The sequence below is a fragment of the Pseudomonas sp. X10 genome, assembly GCF_054889225.1.
In genome coordinates this window covers 4,636,399-4,652,788 of record NZ_CM142677.1, presented here as the reverse complement: position 1 = coordinate 4,652,788, position 16,390 = coordinate 4,636,399, and the positions used below count along the sequence as shown (strand labels likewise).

At 62.5% G+C, this 16,390-nt stretch carries 19 protein-coding genes; 18 read left to right on the top strand and 1 reads right to left on the bottom strand.

Annotated features, from left to right (window positions below):
• The first annotated feature begins 4 nt into the window (after positions 1-4).
• The 3 genes from secD to ACYU03_RS21215 all read left to right on the top strand — a co-directional run bounded on the left by secD (position 5) and on the right by ACYU03_RS21215 (position 3,460).
• A complete protein-coding gene (secD, locus tag ACYU03_RS21225; protein WP_461886589.1) occupies positions 5-1,870 on the top strand; it encodes a protein translocase subunit SecD in 1,866 nt (621 codons plus the stop codon).
• Between the two features lie 9 nt (positions 1,871-1,879).
• Positions 1,880-2,791 (top strand): protein translocase subunit SecF, encoded by a 912-nt coding sequence (gene secF / locus ACYU03_RS21220; RefSeq protein ID WP_461886588.1) that lies wholly within the window; start codon positions 1,880-1,882, stop codon positions 2,789-2,791.
• Positions 2,792-2,911: 120 nt separating this feature from the next.
• The gene (locus ACYU03_RS21215) at positions 2,912-3,460 is read left to right on the top strand and encodes a glycine zipper 2TM domain-containing protein (RefSeq protein ID WP_461886587.1); all 549 of its coding nucleotides are present in this window, start codon (positions 2,912-2,914) and stop codon (positions 3,458-3,460) included.
• A 123-nt stretch (positions 3,461-3,583) separates the two neighbouring features.
• Here ACYU03_RS21215 and suhB read toward each other — a convergent pair whose 3' ends face one another.
• A complete protein-coding gene (gene suhB / locus ACYU03_RS21210) occupies positions 3,584-4,402 on the bottom strand; it encodes a type III secretion system regulator SuhB (protein WP_461886586.1) in 819 nt (272 codons plus the stop codon).
• A 146-nt stretch (positions 4,403-4,548) separates the two neighbouring features.
• Between suhB and trmJ the strand changes: the two genes are divergently transcribed.
• From trmJ to ispG, 15 genes are all read left to right on the top strand, one after another.
• Positions 4,549-5,322 (top strand): tRNA (cytosine(32)/uridine(32)-2'-O)-methyltransferase TrmJ, encoded by a 774-nt coding sequence (gene trmJ / locus ACYU03_RS21205; protein ID WP_461886585.1) that lies wholly within the window; start codon positions 4,549-4,551, stop codon positions 5,320-5,322.
• Positions 5,323-6,108, top strand: coding sequence for a serine O-acetyltransferase (cysE, locus tag ACYU03_RS21200; RefSeq protein WP_461886584.1), 786 nt, complete (start codon positions 5,323-5,325; stop codon positions 6,106-6,108).
• Positions 6,109-6,271: 163 nt separating this feature from the next.
• Positions 6,272-6,763 (top strand): Fe-S cluster assembly transcriptional regulator IscR, encoded by a 492-nt coding sequence (gene iscR, locus ACYU03_RS21195; protein ID WP_461886583.1) that lies wholly within the window; start codon positions 6,272-6,274, stop codon positions 6,761-6,763.
• Positions 6,764-6,805: 42 nt separating this feature from the next.
• Complete coding sequence (locus ACYU03_RS21190) at positions 6,806-8,020, top strand: IscS subfamily cysteine desulfurase (protein ID WP_461886582.1); 1,215 nt, start codon at positions 6,806-6,808, stop codon at positions 8,018-8,020.
• A gap of 46 nt (positions 8,021-8,066) precedes the next feature.
• Positions 8,067-8,453, top strand: a complete 387-nt coding sequence (iscU, locus tag ACYU03_RS21185; RefSeq protein WP_002552476.1) for a Fe-S cluster assembly scaffold IscU — start codon at positions 8,067-8,069, stop codon at positions 8,451-8,453.
• 27 nt (positions 8,454-8,480) lie between these two features.
• Positions 8,481-8,804: an iron-sulfur cluster assembly protein IscA gene (gene iscA, locus ACYU03_RS21180; RefSeq protein WP_461886581.1), complete on the top strand. Its 324-nt coding sequence runs from the start codon at positions 8,481-8,483 to the stop codon at positions 8,802-8,804.
• 8 nt (positions 8,805-8,812) lie between these two features.
• Entirely contained in the window at positions 8,813-9,334 is a 522-nt protein-coding gene (hscB, locus tag ACYU03_RS21175; RefSeq protein WP_461886580.1) for a co-chaperone HscB, read from the top strand.
• Between the two features lie 42 nt (positions 9,335-9,376).
• Positions 9,377-11,239 (top strand): Fe-S protein assembly chaperone HscA, encoded by a 1,863-nt coding sequence (gene hscA / locus ACYU03_RS21170; RefSeq protein WP_461886579.1) that lies wholly within the window; start codon positions 9,377-9,379, stop codon positions 11,237-11,239.
• Between the two features lie 3 nt (positions 11,240-11,242).
• Entirely contained in the window at positions 11,243-11,584 is a 342-nt protein-coding gene (gene fdx / locus ACYU03_RS21165) for an ISC system 2Fe-2S type ferredoxin (RefSeq protein ID WP_461886578.1), read from the top strand.
• A 10-nt stretch (positions 11,585-11,594) separates the two neighbouring features.
• Positions 11,595-11,795, top strand: a complete 201-nt coding sequence (gene iscX, locus ACYU03_RS21160) for a Fe-S cluster assembly protein IscX (protein WP_461886577.1) — start codon at positions 11,595-11,597, stop codon at positions 11,793-11,795.
• 89 nt (positions 11,796-11,884) lie between these two features.
• Positions 11,885-12,316, top strand: a complete 432-nt coding sequence (ndk, locus tag ACYU03_RS21155; protein ID WP_461886576.1) for a nucleoside-diphosphate kinase — start codon at positions 11,885-11,887, stop codon at positions 12,314-12,316.
• 21 nt (positions 12,317-12,337) lie between these two features.
• On the top strand, positions 12,338-13,483 hold the full coding sequence (gene rlmN / locus ACYU03_RS21150) for a dual-specificity RNA methyltransferase RlmN (protein ID WP_461886575.1): 1,146 nt from the start codon (positions 12,338-12,340) through the stop codon (positions 13,481-13,483).
• A 14-nt stretch (positions 13,484-13,497) separates the two neighbouring features.
• Positions 13,498-14,256, top strand: coding sequence for a type IV pilus biogenesis/stability protein PilW (gene pilW / locus ACYU03_RS21145; protein ID WP_461886574.1), 759 nt, complete (start codon positions 13,498-13,500; stop codon positions 14,254-14,256).
• The gene (locus ACYU03_RS21140) at positions 14,256-15,275 is read left to right on the top strand and encodes a RodZ domain-containing protein (protein ID WP_461886573.1); all 1,020 of its coding nucleotides are present in this window, start codon (positions 14,256-14,258) and stop codon (positions 15,273-15,275) included. Before pilW ends, ACYU03_RS21140 begins: the two co-directional genes overlap by 1 nt.
• Before the next feature lie 3 nt (positions 15,276-15,278).
• Complete coding sequence (gene ispG, locus ACYU03_RS21135) at positions 15,279-16,388, top strand: flavodoxin-dependent (E)-4-hydroxy-3-methylbut-2-enyl-diphosphate synthase (protein WP_461886572.1); 1,110 nt, start codon at positions 15,279-15,281, stop codon at positions 16,386-16,388.
• Positions 16,389-16,390: the final 2 nt, after the last annotated feature.

The following is a 16,390-nucleotide window of genomic DNA, read 5'->3' as shown; positions in this document are numbered from 1 at the left end:
CGTGATGCTGAACAAATACCCTCTGTGGAAATACCTGCTGATCCTGGCTGTGCTGGCGATCGGTTTTATTTATTCCGCTCCCAACCTCTACCCTGACGATCCAGCGGTGCAGATCAGCGGTGCCAGCACGGCGCTGCAGGTCAACCAGACTGACCTGGACCGCGTCAGCAAAGCGCTGACCGAGGCCGGCATCACCGTCAAGGGCGCTGACCTGGGCGAGCAGGGCAAGGGTGCGCTGGTGCGTCTGGCGCATCAGGAAGACCAGCTTCCAGCCAAGGATGTGGCGCGCAAGGCGCTGGGCGATGATTACGTCGTGGCCCTGAACCTGGCCCCGACTACCCCGCAATGGTTGCGCAATCTCGGCGCCAGCCCGATGAAGCTGGGCCTGGACCTCTCCGGCGGTGTGCACTTCCTGCTGGAAGTGGACATGGACAAAGCCATGAGCGCCCGCCTCAAGGTCTACGAAGGTGAAGTGAAGACCCTGCTGCGCAAGGAGCGTATCCGCTACCGCAGCCTGCCTCAGCAGGATGGCGGCATCATGCTGGGCTTCTCCGACGACGCTTCCCGCGAACAGGCCCGCAGCCTGATCCGCAAGAATTTCAGTGATTTCGACCTGACCACCACCGAGCGTAACGACCTGGCGGTATTGCGCCTGGCCATCACTCCGGCGAAGGTCGCGGAAATCCGCGAGTACTCGATCAAGCAGAACCTGACCACCGTGCGTAACCGGGTCAACGAGCTGGGTGTCGCCGAGCCGCTGGTGCAGCGTCAGGGCGCCAACCGCATCGTGGTCGAGCTACCAGGCGTGCAGGATACCGCCGAAGCCAAGCGTATCCTCGGCAAGACCGCTAACCTGGAGTTCCGTTTCGGTGCCGAGCCGGGCGCGTCCCGGGCCACCACGGAGGTCTTCGAGTTCCGTGATGGTGGCCGCTCCGCTGCAGTCGAGCGCGGCCTGATCATCACCGGTGACCAGGTCACCGACGCCCAGGCCAGCTACGACGAGCACGGCCGCCCACAGGTCAACATCCGCCTGGATGGCCATGGCGGCGAGCTGATGAGCCGTGCTACCCGCAGCAACGTGGGGCGCAGCATGGCAGTGATCTTCATCGAGCAGAAGCCGGTGACCCGCTACGAGAAGCAGGTGGTCGACGGCGTCGAGAAGGATGTCCCGATACAGACCTTCAAGGAAGAGAAGCAGATCATCAGCCTGGCGACCATCCAGTCGCCATTGGGCAGTCAGTTCCGCATCACCGGCCTGAACGGCCAGGGCGAGTCCTCCGAGCTGGCCCTGCTGCTGCGCGCCGGTGGTCTGGCCGCGCCGATGTACTTCGCTGAAGAGCGCACCATTGGCCCGAGCCTGGGTGCCGACAACATCACCAAGGGTATCGATGCGTCGCTGTGGGGGATGCTGTTCGTCTCGCTGTTCATCATCGCCATCTACCGTGCCTTTGGCGTGATCGCCACTGTTGCCCTGGCGGGCAACATGGTGCTGCTGCTGGCGCTGATGTCGCTGCTGGGCGCGACACTGACCTTGCCAGGTATTGCCGGTATCGTCCTGACCATGGGTATGGCGGTGGACGCCAACGTGCTGATCTTCTCGCGTATCCGTGAAGAGATGAAAGGCGGCATGTCGGTGCAGCGCGCCATTCACGAAGGCTTCAACCGCGCGTACACGGCGATCATCGATGCCAACCTGACCAGCCTGCTGGTCGGCGGCATTCTCTTCGCCATGGGCACCGGCCCGGTGAAGGGCTTCGCCGTCACCATGTCCCTCGGGATTTTCACCTCGATGTTCACCGCCGTCATGGTGACCCGCGCAATGGTCAACCTGACCTGTGGTGGGCGTGACATCAAGAAGCTGTGGGTTTAAGGGGCTGCCATGTTACGTACCATCAACTTCATGGGCGTGCGCAATGTCGCGTTCGCCATCACCATGCTGCTCACCGTGCTGGCTCTGTTCAGTTGGTGGCAGAAGGGCTTGAACTTTGGCCTGGACTTCACCGGCGGTACGCTCATCGAGCTGACCTACGAGCGTCCGGCCGACCTGCAGAAGGTCCGCGGTGAGCTGCAAGCGTCCGGTTTCGAGGATGCCGTGGTGCAGAGCTTCGGCGCGACCACCGACCTGCTGGTACGCATGCCGGGTGATGACCCGCTGCTGGGCAACCGGGTGGCCGAAGCGCTGCAAAAGGCCGGTGGCGACAACCCCGCCGTGGTCAAGCGCGTCGAGTTCGTCGGCCCGCAAGTGGGTGAGGAGCTGCGTGACCGTGGTGGTCTGGGTATGCTCCTGGCCCTGGGTGGCATCCTTATCTACTTGGCCTTCCGCTTTCAGTGGAAGTTCGCTGTCGGCGCCATCGTCTCGCTGGTGCACGACGTGGTGGTGACGCTGGGTATCCTGTCGTTCTTCCAGATCACCTTCGACCTGACCGTGCTGGCGTCGGTGCTGGCGATCATCGGTTACTCGCTCAACGACACCATCGTCGTGTTCGACCGGGTACGTGAGAACTTCCGGGTCATGCGCAAGGCTTCCCTGATCGAGAACATCAACGTCTCGACCACCCAGACCCTGCTGCGCACCATCGCCACCTCGGTGTCGACCCTGCTGGCGATCGCCGCGCTGCTGTTCTTCGGCGGCGACAACCTGTTCGGCTTCTCCCTGGCGCTGTTCATCGGTGTCATGGCCGGTACCTACTCGTCGATCTATATCGCCAACGTGGTACTGATCTGGCTGAACCTGAGCAGTGAAGACCTGATTCCGACGGTCAAGGCCGAAGGTGTGGACGATCGTCCGTAAGTAGTTTTCCTACACCGTTTAGGGCAAAGAAAGGCGCGAGATTGAACTCGCGCCTTTTTTTTCGCTCCAAGGCTGGGAGAAGCGCGGGCACGAACCCGCAGGTACGATCAGGAGGTTCACGTGAACAAATCAATGCTGGTGGGTGCGGTACTGGGTGCTGTCGGTGTGACCGCCGGAGGTGCTGTGGCGACCTACAGCTTGGTGAACAAGGGGCCTGAATACGCCCAGGTCACGGATGTGCAACCCATCAAAGAGACCGTCAAGACGCCGCGTGAAGTGTGCAAGGACGTCACCGTGACCCGTCAGGCTCCGGTGAAGGACCAGCATCAGATCGCCGGTACCGTGCTCGGTGCCGTGGCTGGCGGCCTGCTGGGCAACCAGGTTGGTGGTGGCAGCGGCAAGAAGATTGCCACCGTAGCTGGTGCGGTAGGTGGTGGCTATGCCGGCAACAAGGTGCAGGAAGGCATGCAGCAGCGTGATACCTACACCACCACGCAAACCCGCTGCAACACGGTTAATGACCTAAGCGAGAAAGTGGTGGGCTATAACGTCAAGTACTCCATCGGTGACCAGGTAGGTCAGGTGAAGATGGATCGTGATCCGGGCTCGACCATTCCGCTGGACAAGAATGGCAAGCTGATCCTGACCCAGGCGCAGCCAGGGCAGTGATGGGATTGTCTCGATGATTGGGCTTGCGCCGCTCCTGATAGGTGCTGCGCTAGCCTTTGTCGTTATGCAAAGCCCAATAAAAAAGCACCCGGAGGGTGCTTTTTTATGCCTGGCAATCCGCGCTTAGCGCTTCATGTGCTCAGGCACGTGCGGCTGGATGGCGGTCAGCACGGCCTTGAAGCACTTGATGTTGCCGGCGACGATGTGGCCTTTCTCAAGGAAGTCGTGGCCACCGGTGAAGTCGCTCACCAGGCCACCAGCTTCCTGAATCAGCAGCACGCCTGCGGCCATGTCCCACTCGGACAGGCCCGATTCCCAGAAGGCGTCGAAACGGCCGGCGGCAACGTAGGCCAGGTCCAGGCTGGCGGAGCCGGCGCGGCGGATGCCGGCGGTTTGGCCTGTCAGGGCACGGAACATGCCCAGGTAGTTGTCTAGGTCGGCCATCTGGCTGTCGCGGAAAGGGAAGCCCGTGCCCAGCAGGGCGCCGTCGAGGCTGCTGCGGGAGCTGACGCGCAGGCGACGGCCGTTGAGCTGGGCGCCGCGGCCACGGCTGGCGGTGAATTCTTCCTGGCGGACCGGGTCGACGATCACGGCATGCTCGAGGCGGCCGCGGTACTTGCAGGCGATGCTGACAGCGAAGTGCGGGATGCCGCGCAGGAAGTTGGTGGTGCCGTCCAGTGGGTCGATGATCCACAGGTAGTCCTTGCCTTCTTCGCCGGAGCCAGCGTGCAGGCCGGTCTCCTCACCCTGGATGGAGTGGTTCGGGTAGGCTTTGCGCAGGGCGTTGACGATGGTCTGCTCGGCGGCGCGATCGACCTCGGAGACGTAGTCCTTGGCCTCTTTTTCGTCAACCTTGATGCTATCCAGGCGTTCGATTGAGCGGAAAATCAGTTCACTGGCGCTGCGGGCGGCGCGCAGCGCGATATTCAGCATGGGCTGCATGGACGTTTCACCTGGGTCGTTAAAGAAAGCCGGACATTCTAGCAGAAATCTCAGCGCGCAGAAGGGTGTCATTTGCTTTCGTGGCGTTACGCCTGTCGCTTCTGTAAGATTCAGTCCCCCCTTACTGCATCTGTGAGCACTTCACCTTGCTGCAAAATATTCGTGTTGTTCTGGTCAATACCAGCCACCCCGGCAATATCGGCGGCGCTGCGCGTGCCATGAAAAACATGGGCTTGTCGCGCCTGGTGCTGGTCGACCCACAGGATTTCCCCGCTCCGGACGCGACTGCCCGTGCCTCTGGTGCCGATGACGTGCTGGCCAATGCCCAGGTGGTGGCCACGCTCGAGGACGCGCTGGTGGGTTGCAGCCTGGTGCTTGGCACCAGTGCGCGTGACCGGCGTATCCCCTGGCCCTTGCTCGACCCCCGCGAATGCGGCACCAAGGTCATCGAGCACGCAGGGCTTGGTGAGGAAATCGCCCTGGTGTTCGGCCGTGAGCATGCCGGTCTGACCAACGAAGAGCTGCAGCGATGTCATTTCCACGTGCATATCCCTTCGAACCCTGACTTCAGCTCGCTGAACCTGGGGGCCGCCGTGCAGGTGCTCGCCTATGAGGTGCGCATGGCCTGGTTGGCCGCCGCTGGCGAGCCGTCGAAGGTCGAGAAGTTCGAGGCTACTTCGCTGCGTAGTAGCGAGGTGGCGACCATGGACGAGATGGAGCTGTTCTATGAACACCTGGAGAAGACCCTGGTGGAGATCGGTTTCCTTGACCCCGAGAAGCCCAAGCACCTGATGCCGCGCATGCGCCGGCTGTTCGGGCGCAGCGCGGTCAATCGTTCGGAAATGAGCATTTTGCGCGGCATCCTCACGGAAACCCAGAAAGTGGCCCGTGGCGAGCCGCATAAGCGGAAGGACCAATAGATGTTCGAGCGTCTGCGTGAAGATATCCAGAGTGTTTTCCATCGTGACCCGGCGGCGCGTAACGCCTTCGAGGTGCTGACCTGCTATCCCGGCATGCACGCCATATGGCTGCACCGTGCCGCCCATGCCCTGTGGGCGCGTGACTTCAAGTGGCTGGCCCGGCTGGTCTCGAACTTCGGTCGCTGGCTGACCGGTATCGAGATTCACCCCGGCGCCAAGGTCGGCCGGCGCTTCTTCATCGACCACGGCATGGGGGTCGTGATCGGCGAGACGGCGGAGATCGGCGACGATGTGACCCTCTATCAGGGCGTGACCCTGGGCGGCACCAGCTGGAACAAGGGCAAGCGCCACCCAACGCTGGAGGATGGCGTGGTGGTCGGTGCTGGGGCCAAGGTGCTCGGGCCGTTCACCGTCGGTGCCGGGGCGAAGATCGGTTCCAACGCGGTGGTGACCAAGGCGGTGCCGGCGGGCGCCACGGCGGTGGGGATCCCCGGCCGGATCATCGTCAAGTCCGAGGACAGCGAGGTGGAGGCCAAGCGCAAGGCGATGGCCGAGAAGATCGGCTTCGATGCCTATGGCGTCAGTGGCGACATGCCCGACCCCGTGGCCCGTGCCATCGGCCAGTTGCTCGACCACCTGCAGGCGGTGGATGGCCGCTTGGAAGATATGTGCGGCGAGCTGACCAAGCTTGACAGCAACTATCGCGCCAAGGAGCTGCCGGCCCTGCGTGACGAAGATTTTGCCGAGGTCAAGGCGGCGGCGCAGAGCGACACGCCGTCGCATTGACACGCATTGATAGAAGGGGCGTGTGCTCACGCCCCGTTCTTGCTATCATGCTGCCGCCTTTCAGGCGCAAACCCGACTAAAGCACTAGGTCTTATAGTTGACTTAAACGCTCGGGAATAGCATACTCGCACACACTCTGTAATTCCCGTGGTACCTACTAGCCATGCGACTGACTACCAAAGGCCGATACGCCGTGACCGCCATGCTTGATCTGGCGTTGCACGCGCAGCAGGGTCCCGTGTCTCTGGCCGACATTTCCGAGCGCCAGGGCATTTCCCTCTCTTATCTGGAGCAGCTGTTCGCCAAGCTGCGCCGCAGCAGTCTGGTTTCCAGCGTGCGCGGCCCAGGCGGTGGATATCAACTGTCGCGCGGAATGGAAACCATCCAGGTGGCCCAGGTCATCGACGCGGTCAACGAATCGGTCGATGCCACCCGTTGCCAGGGCTTGGGAGATTGCCACGCCGGTGATACCTGCCTGACCCACCACCTGTGGTGCGACCTCAGCCAGCAGATCCATGAATTCCTCAGCGGCATCAGCCTGGCCGACCTCGTCACCCGTCGTGAGGTGCAAGAAGTCGCCCAGCGCCAGGACCTGCGTCGTGTCGCAGGCCGGACTACGCAGCTGGACAAGATTGAGACGTCCGCCGTCGAATGACCGTTTCGACGAGCGGCGCGACCGCCTGATAGGAGATATTCAATGAAGTTGCCGATCTACCTCGATTACTCCGCGACCACCCCGGTCGATCCACGTGTCGCCCAGAAGATGAGCGAATGCCTGCTGGTCGACGGGAACTTCGGTAACCCGGCGTCGCGCTCCCACGTCTTCGGCTGGAAGGCCGAGGAATCGGTCGAGAACGCCCGTCGCCAGGTCGCCGACCTGGTCAACGCCGATCCGCGGGAGATTGTCTGGACCAGCGGTGCCACCGAGTCCGATAACCTGGCAATCAAAGGTGTCGCGCACTTCTACCACACCAAGGGCAAGCACATCATCACTAGCAAGATCGAGCACAAGGCGGTGTTGGATACCACCCGCCAGCTCGAGCGCGAAGGCTTCGAGGTCACCTACATCGAGCCCGGTGAAGATGGCCTGATCACCCCGGCCATGGTCGAGGCGTCCCTGCGTGAAGACACCATCCTGGTGTCGGTCATGCACGTGAACAACGAAATCGGTACCATTAACGACATCGCAGCGATCGGTGAACTGACCCGTTCGCGTGGCGTCCTGTTCCACGTCGACGCCGCCCAGTCCACTGGCAAGGTGGAGATCGACCTGCAGAAGCTCAAGGTCGACCTGATGTCCTTCTCGGCCCACAAGACCTACGGGCCAAAAGGTATCGGCGCACTGTACGTCAGCCGCAAGCCACGCGTGCGCCTGGAAGCCATCATGCATGGCGGTGGCCACGAGCGCGGCATGCGTTCCGGCACCCTGGCGACCCACCAGATCGTCGGCATGGGCGAGGCCTTCGCCATCGCCAAGGAGCTGATGGCTAGCGAGAATGCACGCATCAAGGCTCTGAGCGACCGCTTCTTCAAGCAGGTCCAAGGCCTGGAAGAACTGTACGTTAACGGCAGTCTGACTGCCCGCGTGCCGCACAACCTGAACCTGAGCTTCAACTATGTCGAAGGCGAGTCGCTGATCATGGCGCTCAAGGACCTGGCTGTCTCGTCCGGTTCGGCCTGTACGTCGGCGTCCCTGGAACCGTCCTATGTCCTGCGCGCCCTGGGCCGCAACGACGAATTGGCGCACAGCTCGATCCGCTTCACCTTCGGCCGCTTCACTACCGAGGAAGAAGTCGACTACGCCGCGCAGAAAGTCTGCGAGGCCGTGAACAAGCTGCGTGAGCTGTCGCCACTGTGGGACATGTTCAAAGACGGCGTTGATATCTCCAAGATCGAGTGGGCCGCCCACTAAGCAGTCGCCGGCAAGAGCGGCTCCCTGATGAGGAAGGAATTGCACCATGGCATATAGCGAAAAGGTCATCGACCACTACGAAAACCCGCGCAACGTCGGCAAGATGAATGCCGAGGACCCGGATGTCGGTACCGGCATGGTCGGCGCCCCGGCCTGCGGTGACGTGATGCGCCTGCAGATCAAGGTCAACGAGCAGGGCGTCATCGAAGACGCCAAGTTCAAGACCTACGGCTGTGGTTCGGCCATCGCCTCCAGCTCCCTCGCCACCGAGTGGATGAAGGGCAAGACCCTGGACGAAGCAGAGACCATCAAGAACACCCAGCTGGCCGAGGAACTTGCCCTGCCACCGGTCAAGATCCACTGCTCGGTACTCGCCGAGGACGCCATCAAGGCGGCCGTGCGCGATTACAAGCAGAAGAAAGGTTTGCTCTAAGTCGCCTGTCGCAGGTAAGGAGTCTCGATGGCTATCAGCATGACAGAAGCCGCCGCCAACCATGTGCGGCGCTCTCTCGAAGGACGCGGCAAGGGTGATGGCATCCGCCTGGGCGTCCGCACCACTGGCTGCTCGGGCCTGGCCTACGTGCTGGAGTTCGTCGACGAGCCGGGCGCCGAGGACCAGGTCTTCGAAAGTCATGGCGTGAAGGTGATCATCGACCCGAAGAGCCTGGTCTACCTGGACGGCACCGAGCTGGACTTCGTCAAGGAAGGGTTGAACGAGGGCTTCAAGTTCAACAACCCCAACGTGCGCGGTGAGTGTGGCTGCGGCGAAAGCTTCAACGTCTGAGGCCGCGCGTGGGTACTCCTTGTCATTTCGCCTTGTTTGACCTTCAGCCCGGTTTCCGCCTGGACCTCGACAAGCTGGCAACGCGTTATCGCGAGCTGGCCCGCGAGGTTCATCCGGACCGCTTCGCCGACGCTTCCGAACGTGAACAGCGCCTGGCGCTGGAGCAGTCGGCAGCCCTCAACGAGGCCTACCAGACCCTTCGCAGCGCGCCGCGGCGTGCCCGTTATCTGCTGGCCATCAGTGGCCACGAAGTGCCCCAGGAAGTCACGGTCCATGATCCGGAATTCCTGTTGCAGCAGATGCAGTGGCGCGAGGAGCTCGAAGACCTGCAGGACAGCGCCGACCTTGACGGTGTCGCCGTCTTCAAGAAGCGCCTGAAGCTTGCCCAGGAAGCGCTGAACGAGGAGTTCGCCGCCTGCTGGGACGATGCTGCGCAGCGTGACAGGGCCGAGCGCCTGATGCGCCGCATGCAGTTCCTCGACAAGCTCGCCCATGAAGTGCGCCAACTCGAAGAGCGCCTCGACGATTAACCCGGTGTCGCCTGTGGCGGCGCCTTTGGTATTCAGATAAGCATGGCCCTACTGCAGATCGCCGAACCCGGTCAGAGCCCCCAGCCGCATCAGCGCCGCCTGGCGGTGGGAATCGACCTTGGCACCACCAATTCGCTGGTCGCTGCCGTACGCAGCGGTCGCAGCGAGCCCCTGCCCGACACCCAGGGCAACGTCATCCTGCCATCCGCCGTGCGCTACCTCGATGACCGCATCGAGGTCGGCCTGTCCGCGCGCGACGCGGCCTCTTCCGATCCCTTGAACACCATCCTCTCGGTCAAGCGTCTGATGGGGCGCGGCCTGGCGGACGTCAAGCAACTGGGCGAGCAACTGCCGTACCGCTTCATTGGCGGTGAGTCGCATATGCCGTTCATCGATACGGTCCAGGGCGCCAAGAGCCCGGTCGAGGTCTCGGCCGATATCCTCAAGGTGCTGCGCCAGCGCGCCGAGGAAACCCTTGGCGGTGAACTGGTGGGGGCGGTGATCACCGTACCGGCCTATTTCGACGACGCCCAGCGTCAAGCCACAAAGGATGCCGCGCGCCTTGCCGGCCTCAACGTGTTGCGCCTACTCAACGAGCCGACCGCCGCCGCAGTGGCCTACGGCCTGGACCAGAATGCCGAAGGCTTGGTGGCCATCTATGACCTGGGTGGCGGTACCTTCGACATTTCCATCCTGCGCCTGACTGGCGGGGTCTTCGAGGTGCTTGCCACTGGTGGTGACAGCGCCTTGGGTGGTGACGATTTCGACCATGCTATCGCTGGCTGGATCATCGAGCAGGCCGGGCTGTCCGCCGATCTTGATCCGGCTGCCCAGCGCCAACTGTTGCAGACGGCCTGTGCGGCCAAGGAAGCCCTGACCGATGCCGATACCGTCGGTGTCCGCCACGGCGACTGGCAGGGCGAGTTGAGCCGTGCCGCCTTCGAAGCCCTGATCGAGCCGTTGGTCGCCCGCAGCCTCAAGGCCTGCCGCCGTGCCGTGCGCGACAGTGGTGTAGAGATCGAGGAAGTCGGCGCAGTGGTCATGGTAGGCGGCTCGACCCGCGTGCCTCGGGTACGTGAGGCGGTGGGCGCGCTGTTTGGCCGCACCCCGCTGACCGAGATCGATCCGGACCAGGTGGTGGCCATCGGCGCCGCTGTCCAGGCCGATACCCTGGCTGGCAACCGCCGTGATGGTGGCGAACTACTGTTGCTCGACGTGATTCCGCTGTCCCTGGGGCTGGAAACCATGGGCGGGTTGATGGAGAAGGTGATTCCGCGCAACACCACCATCCCGGTCGCCCGTGCCCAGGAGTTCACCACCTACAAGGATGGCCAGTCGGCCATGATGATCCATGTCCTGCAGGGCGAGCGTGAGCTGGTCAGCGATTGCCGCTCCCTGGCGCGCTTCGAGCTGCGCGGTATTCCGGCCATGGTTGCCGGTGCGGCGAAGATCCGCGTGACCTTCCAGGTCGATGCCGATGGCCTGCTCAGCGTCTCGGCCCGCGAAATGGGCTCGGGCATTGAATCGAGCATTCAGGTCAAGCCGTCCTACGGGCTGACCGATGGCGAAATCGCCCGGATGCTCAAGGACTCCTTCGAGCATGCCGGCTTCGACAAGCAGGCGCGCCAGCTGCGGGAACACCAAGTCGATGCCGAGCGCCTGCTCGAAGCGGTGCAGGGCGCCCTGGACGCCGATGGCGAGCGCCTGCTGGACGCCGAAGAGCGCCTGGCCATCGAGCACCAGATGCAAGAATTGCGTGATTTGCTCAACGGCACCGATGGCCCGGCCATCGAGCAACAGACCAAGCGTCTGTCGCAGGTGACCGATGCTTTTGCCGCCCGTCGCCTTGATTCGACGGTCAAAGCCGCACTGGCCGGGCGCAACCTGAATGAGATCGAGGAGTAACCGATGCCCCAGGTGATTTTCCTGCCCCACGAAAAATTCTGCCCGGATGGGCTGGTCGTGGAGGTGGAGCCGGGTACCAACATCCTGGAGCTGGCCCACGAGCACCACATCGAGATGGAAAGTGCCTGCGGCGGTGTCTGCGCCTGCACCACCTGCCATTGCGTCATCCGTGAGGGCTTCGACTCGCTGGAAGAGGCCGACGAGCTCGAAGAAGACATGTTGGACAAGGCCTGGGGCCTGGAGGCGCAGTCGCGCCTGGCCTGCCAGGTCATCGTCGGTGAGGAAGACCTGACGATCGAGATTCCCAAGTATTCGCTCAACCACGCTGCTGAAGCGCCGCATTGAGGAGTCGATCATGAGTCTGAAATGGGTTGATGTACTTGAGATCGCCATCCAGCTTGCGGAAAGCAAGCCGGAAGTCGATCCTCGTTATGTGAATTTCGTCGATCTGCACCGCTGGGTGCTGGCTTTGCCAGAATTCAACGACGATCCGCAACGTGGCGGTGAGAAGGTGCTCGAGGCCATCCAGGCGGCCTGGATCGAAGAAGCCGACTGAGCGTGTCTTGCAGGTTAGGCAATCCCCTGGAACCCGCGTATAATTCGCGGGTTTAATTTTTCGCAACACTCATTTTTCTGGAGTTATCCATGGCTGTTCAACGTACTTTCTCCATCATCAAGCCAGACGCCGTTGCCAAGAACGTCATCGGCGAGATCACCACTCGTTTCGAGAAGGCTGGTCTGCGCGTCGTCGCTTCGAAGATGGTCCAACTGTCCGAGCGCGAAGCTGCCGGTTTCTACGCTGAGCACAGCGAGCGTGGCTTCTTCAAGGACCTGGTTGCTTTCATGACTTCCGGCCCGGTCATCGTCCAGGTCCTGGAAGGTGAGAACGCTGTTGCCCTGAACCGCGAACTGATGGGCGCCACCAACCCGAAAGAAGCCGCTGCCGGCACCATCCGCGCCGATTTCGCCGTTTCCATCGACGAAAACGCCGTTCACGGTTCCGACTCCGAAGCCTCCGCTGCCCGCGAAATCGCTTACTTCTTCTCCGCAACCGAAGTTTGCGCTCGCATTCGCTAAGCGAAGGAGCAAGGTGAAGCCATGACAGCATCGACTGGCAAAGTAAACCTGTTGGGTCTGACCCAGCCGGAAATGGAAAAATTCTTCGACTCGATCGGGGAGAAGCGTTTTCGTGCCGGTCAGGTAATGAAGTGGATTCACCACTTTGGCGTCGATGATTTCGACGCCATGACGAATGTCGGCAAGGCCTTGCGCGAAAAGCTCAAGGCCGTTGCCGAGATTCGCGGTCCGGAAGTGGTCAGCGAGGACATCTCCAGCGACGGCACCCGCAAGTGGGTGGTGCGCGTGGCGTCCGGCAGCTGCGTCGAGACCGTGTACATTCCCCAGGGCAAGCGTGGCACCCTGTGTGTCTCGTCCCAGGCCGGTTGCGCCCTGGACTGCAGTTTCTGCTCCACCGGCAAGCAAGGATTCAACAGCAACCTCACTGCCGCCGAAGTCATCGGCCAGGTGTGGATTGCCAACAAGTCGTTCGGCAGCGTGCCGGCGACGATCGATCGCGCCATCACCAACGTGGTGATGATGGGCATGGGCGAGCCGCTGCTGAACTTCGACAACGTGGTCGCCGCCATGCACCTGATGATGGACGACCTCGGCTATGGTATCTCCAAGCGTCGGGTGACGTTGTCCACCTCCGGCGTGGTACCGATGATCGACGAGCTGGCCAAGCACATCGACGTGTCCCTGGCTCTCTCGCTTCACGCGCCGAACGATCCGCTGCGTAACGAGCTGGTGCCGATCAACAAGAAGTACCCGCTCAAGGTCGTGCTCGACTCGTGCATGCGCTACATGTCGGCGCTGGGCGAGAAGCGCGTGCTGACCATCGAATACACCCTGCTCAAGGACGTCAACGACCAGCTGCAGCATGCCGAAGAAATGGCCCTGCTGCTCAAGGACGTCCCGTGCAAGATCAACCTGATCCCGTTCAACCCGTTCCCGCACTCCGGCTACGAGCGGCCGAGCAACAATGCTATCCGCCGCTTCCAGGACTACTTGCACCACGCTGGCTTCAACGTGACGGTGCGCACCACCCGCGGTGAGGACATCGATGCGGCCTGCGGCCAGCTGGTCGGCCAGGTCATGGACCGTACCCGCCGCAGCGAGCGCTACATTGCCGTGCGTCAGGTGAACGCCGACGGTGACCTGCAAGACAGCGCCGTGCGCAACTGACGAGAGCCAGGCCCATGACCTTGCGCGCCGCGCTGTCGATCCTGTCGCTTTCGCTGCTGGCCGGCTGCGTGTCCAGTGGCGGGACCGACCCACTGGCCAGCCGCCAGGGACGGGAAGAGGCTGGGCGGGCGTATGTGCAACTGGGGCTGGGTTATTTGCAACAAGGTTTGACCGAGCGTGCCAAGGCTCCCCTGGGGCGCGCCTTGACCCTCGATGCGCGCAATGCCGACGCCCATGGGGCATTGGCCCTGGTGTTCCAGGCCGAAGGTGAACCCCGTCTGGCTGACGAGCACTTCCGCAAGGCCTTGGCCGAGCGCCCGGGTGACACGCGGATTCGTAACAATTACGGAAGTTTCCTATATGCTCAGGGGCAATATCTCCAGGCTAAGCAGATGTTTCGCCAAGCTGCAGCCGATACCCTGTATCCTGAGCGCTCGCGAGTATACGAAAACCTTGGCCTGACTGCCCTGCAGCTGGACCGTCGCGCACAGGCGCGAGAGCACCTCGAAAAGGCCCTGCAGCTCAACCAGCGGCAACCCCGCGCGTTGCTGGAAATGGCTGAGTTATCCTTTGAAGACAGGCATTATGTGCCAGCCAGGGACTACTACGATCGTTTCAGCCAACTGAGCGACCAGAGTGCCCGTAGCCTGTTGCTGGGCAGTCGGTTGGCCCGGGTCTTTGACGAACGCAGCACCGTGGCCGAGCTTGGCCAGCAATTACAACGACTTTATCCCGGTACGCCGGAATATCAGCAATACCTGTCGGAGCAATGATGAAAGCCGCGCACCCCGAAGTAGCAGCAGCGACTCGCCAGAATCCCGGTGAGGTCTTGCGCCAGGCCCGCGAAAGCCGGGACTGGTCGCAAGCCGAGGTGGCACGCAAGCTCAACCTTACCGTGAGTTCCCTGAACAACCTGGAAACCGGCGCCTTCGACAAGCTTCCCGGGCATACCTTCTCCCGTGGCTACATCCGGGCCTATGCCAAGCTGCTGGACATGGACCAGGCGCCGTTGGTCCAGGCTTTCGACCAGTACACCGGCACCCATGCCCAAGGCAGCGAAGTACACTCGCTCGGGCGCATCGAAGAACCGGTGCGCCTGTCGCACAACATTCTGCGCGTGGTCAGCCTGCTGCTACTGGTGGTGGTCATCGGTGGCGGCTTCTTCTGGTGGCAGGACCAGAGCAGCCAGCGTGGCAAGGACCTGGGCAGGATCGCCCTGGAACACGTCGAGGTCGAAAGCGCCGACGGCACGACCCAGATCCATCCGCTGGATGAACTGGAAGACCAAGCTGTCAGCGCGGCTCAGCAACCTCAAAGCGCACCCTTGTCCTTGGGCCAGGCCCAGGACGAGTCGGCCGAGGCCTCGGCCACCGACGTCGAGCTTGCGCCAGTCGCTCCCGTTGAGTCGGTGGTACCGCCGGTGGCCAGCAGCACGCCTGCCCAGGCCCCGAGCGCCGCCCCTGCACCCGTTGCCCCAGCGCCCGAGGCGCCGGCCACCCCTGTTGCGCCAGAAACTGCTGAGGCCCAGCCCGCCGCCCCGGCACCCGCTGGCAGCGGTCAATTGCACATTCAATTCACTGCCGATTGCTGGACGTCGGTTACCGACGGCAACGGCAAGGTGCTGTTTAGTGCCATCAAGCGCAAGGGCGACAGCCTGGAGCTGACCGGCAAGCCGCCATTCGCGGTGCGCCTGGGCTTTGCCCGGGGCGCGCAGGTCACCTACAACGGCCAGGCCGTCGACGTTGCCCCGTTTAGCAGTGGCGAGACCGCTCGCCTGAAGTTGGGACAGTAACTCATGCACGGCGAATCTCCGATCAAGCGTCGCGAATCCCGGAAAATCTGGGTCGGCAATGTGCCTGTCGGTGGGGATGCCCCCATCGCGGTGCAGAGCATGACCAACACCGATACCAACGACGTCGCCGCTACCGTGGCGCAGATCAACCGCCTGGTCGACGCTGGCGTCGACATCGTCCGCGTCTCTGTACCGGACATGGACGCCGCCGAAGCCTTCGGCCGTATCAAGCAGCAGGTCAGCGTACCGCTGGTCGCCGATATTCACTTCGACTACCGCATCGCCCTGCGTGTGGCCGAGTTGGGCGTCGATTGCCTGCGCATCAACCCCGGCAACATCGGTCGTGAAGACCGTGTGCGCGCCGTGGTCGATGCCGCTCGCGACCGTGGCATCCCGATCCGCATCGGCGTCAACGCCGGTTCCCTGGAGAAGGACCTGCAGAAGAAATATGGCGAACCGACCCCGGCAGCGCTGGTAGAGTCGGCGCTGCGCCACGTCGAGCACCTCGACCGCCTGGATTTCCAGGACTTCAAGGTGAGCGTCAAGGCCTCCGATGTGTTCATGGCCGTGGAGGCCTACCGTCAACTGGCCAGGCAGATTGTCCAGCCGCTGCACCTGGGCATCACCGAAGCCGGTGGCCTGCGTTCGGGAACAGTGAAATCCGCCGTCGGCCTCGGTATGCTGCTGGCCGAAGGCATTGGCGATACCATCCGCATCTCCCTGGCCGCCGACCCGGTCGAGGAAGTGAAGGTTGGCTACGACATCCTCAAGTCGCTGCACCTGCGTTCCCGTGGCATCAACTTCATCGCCTGCCCGAGCTGCTCGCGGCAGAACTTCGATGTGGTCAAGACCATGAACGAACTGGAAGGACGTCTGGAGGACCTGTTGGTACCTATGGACGTGGCTGTGATCGGCTGCGTGGTCAATGGCCCGGGCGAAGCCAAGGAGTCCCATGTCGGTCTCACCGGCGGTACGCCTAACCTGGTCTACATCGATGGCAAGCCTTCGCAGAAACTGACCAATGACAACCTGGTCGATGAGCTGGAAAAGCTCATCCGCCAGAAAGCGGCCGAGAAGGTCGAGGCCGACGCGGCACTGATCGCCCGTGGCTGACT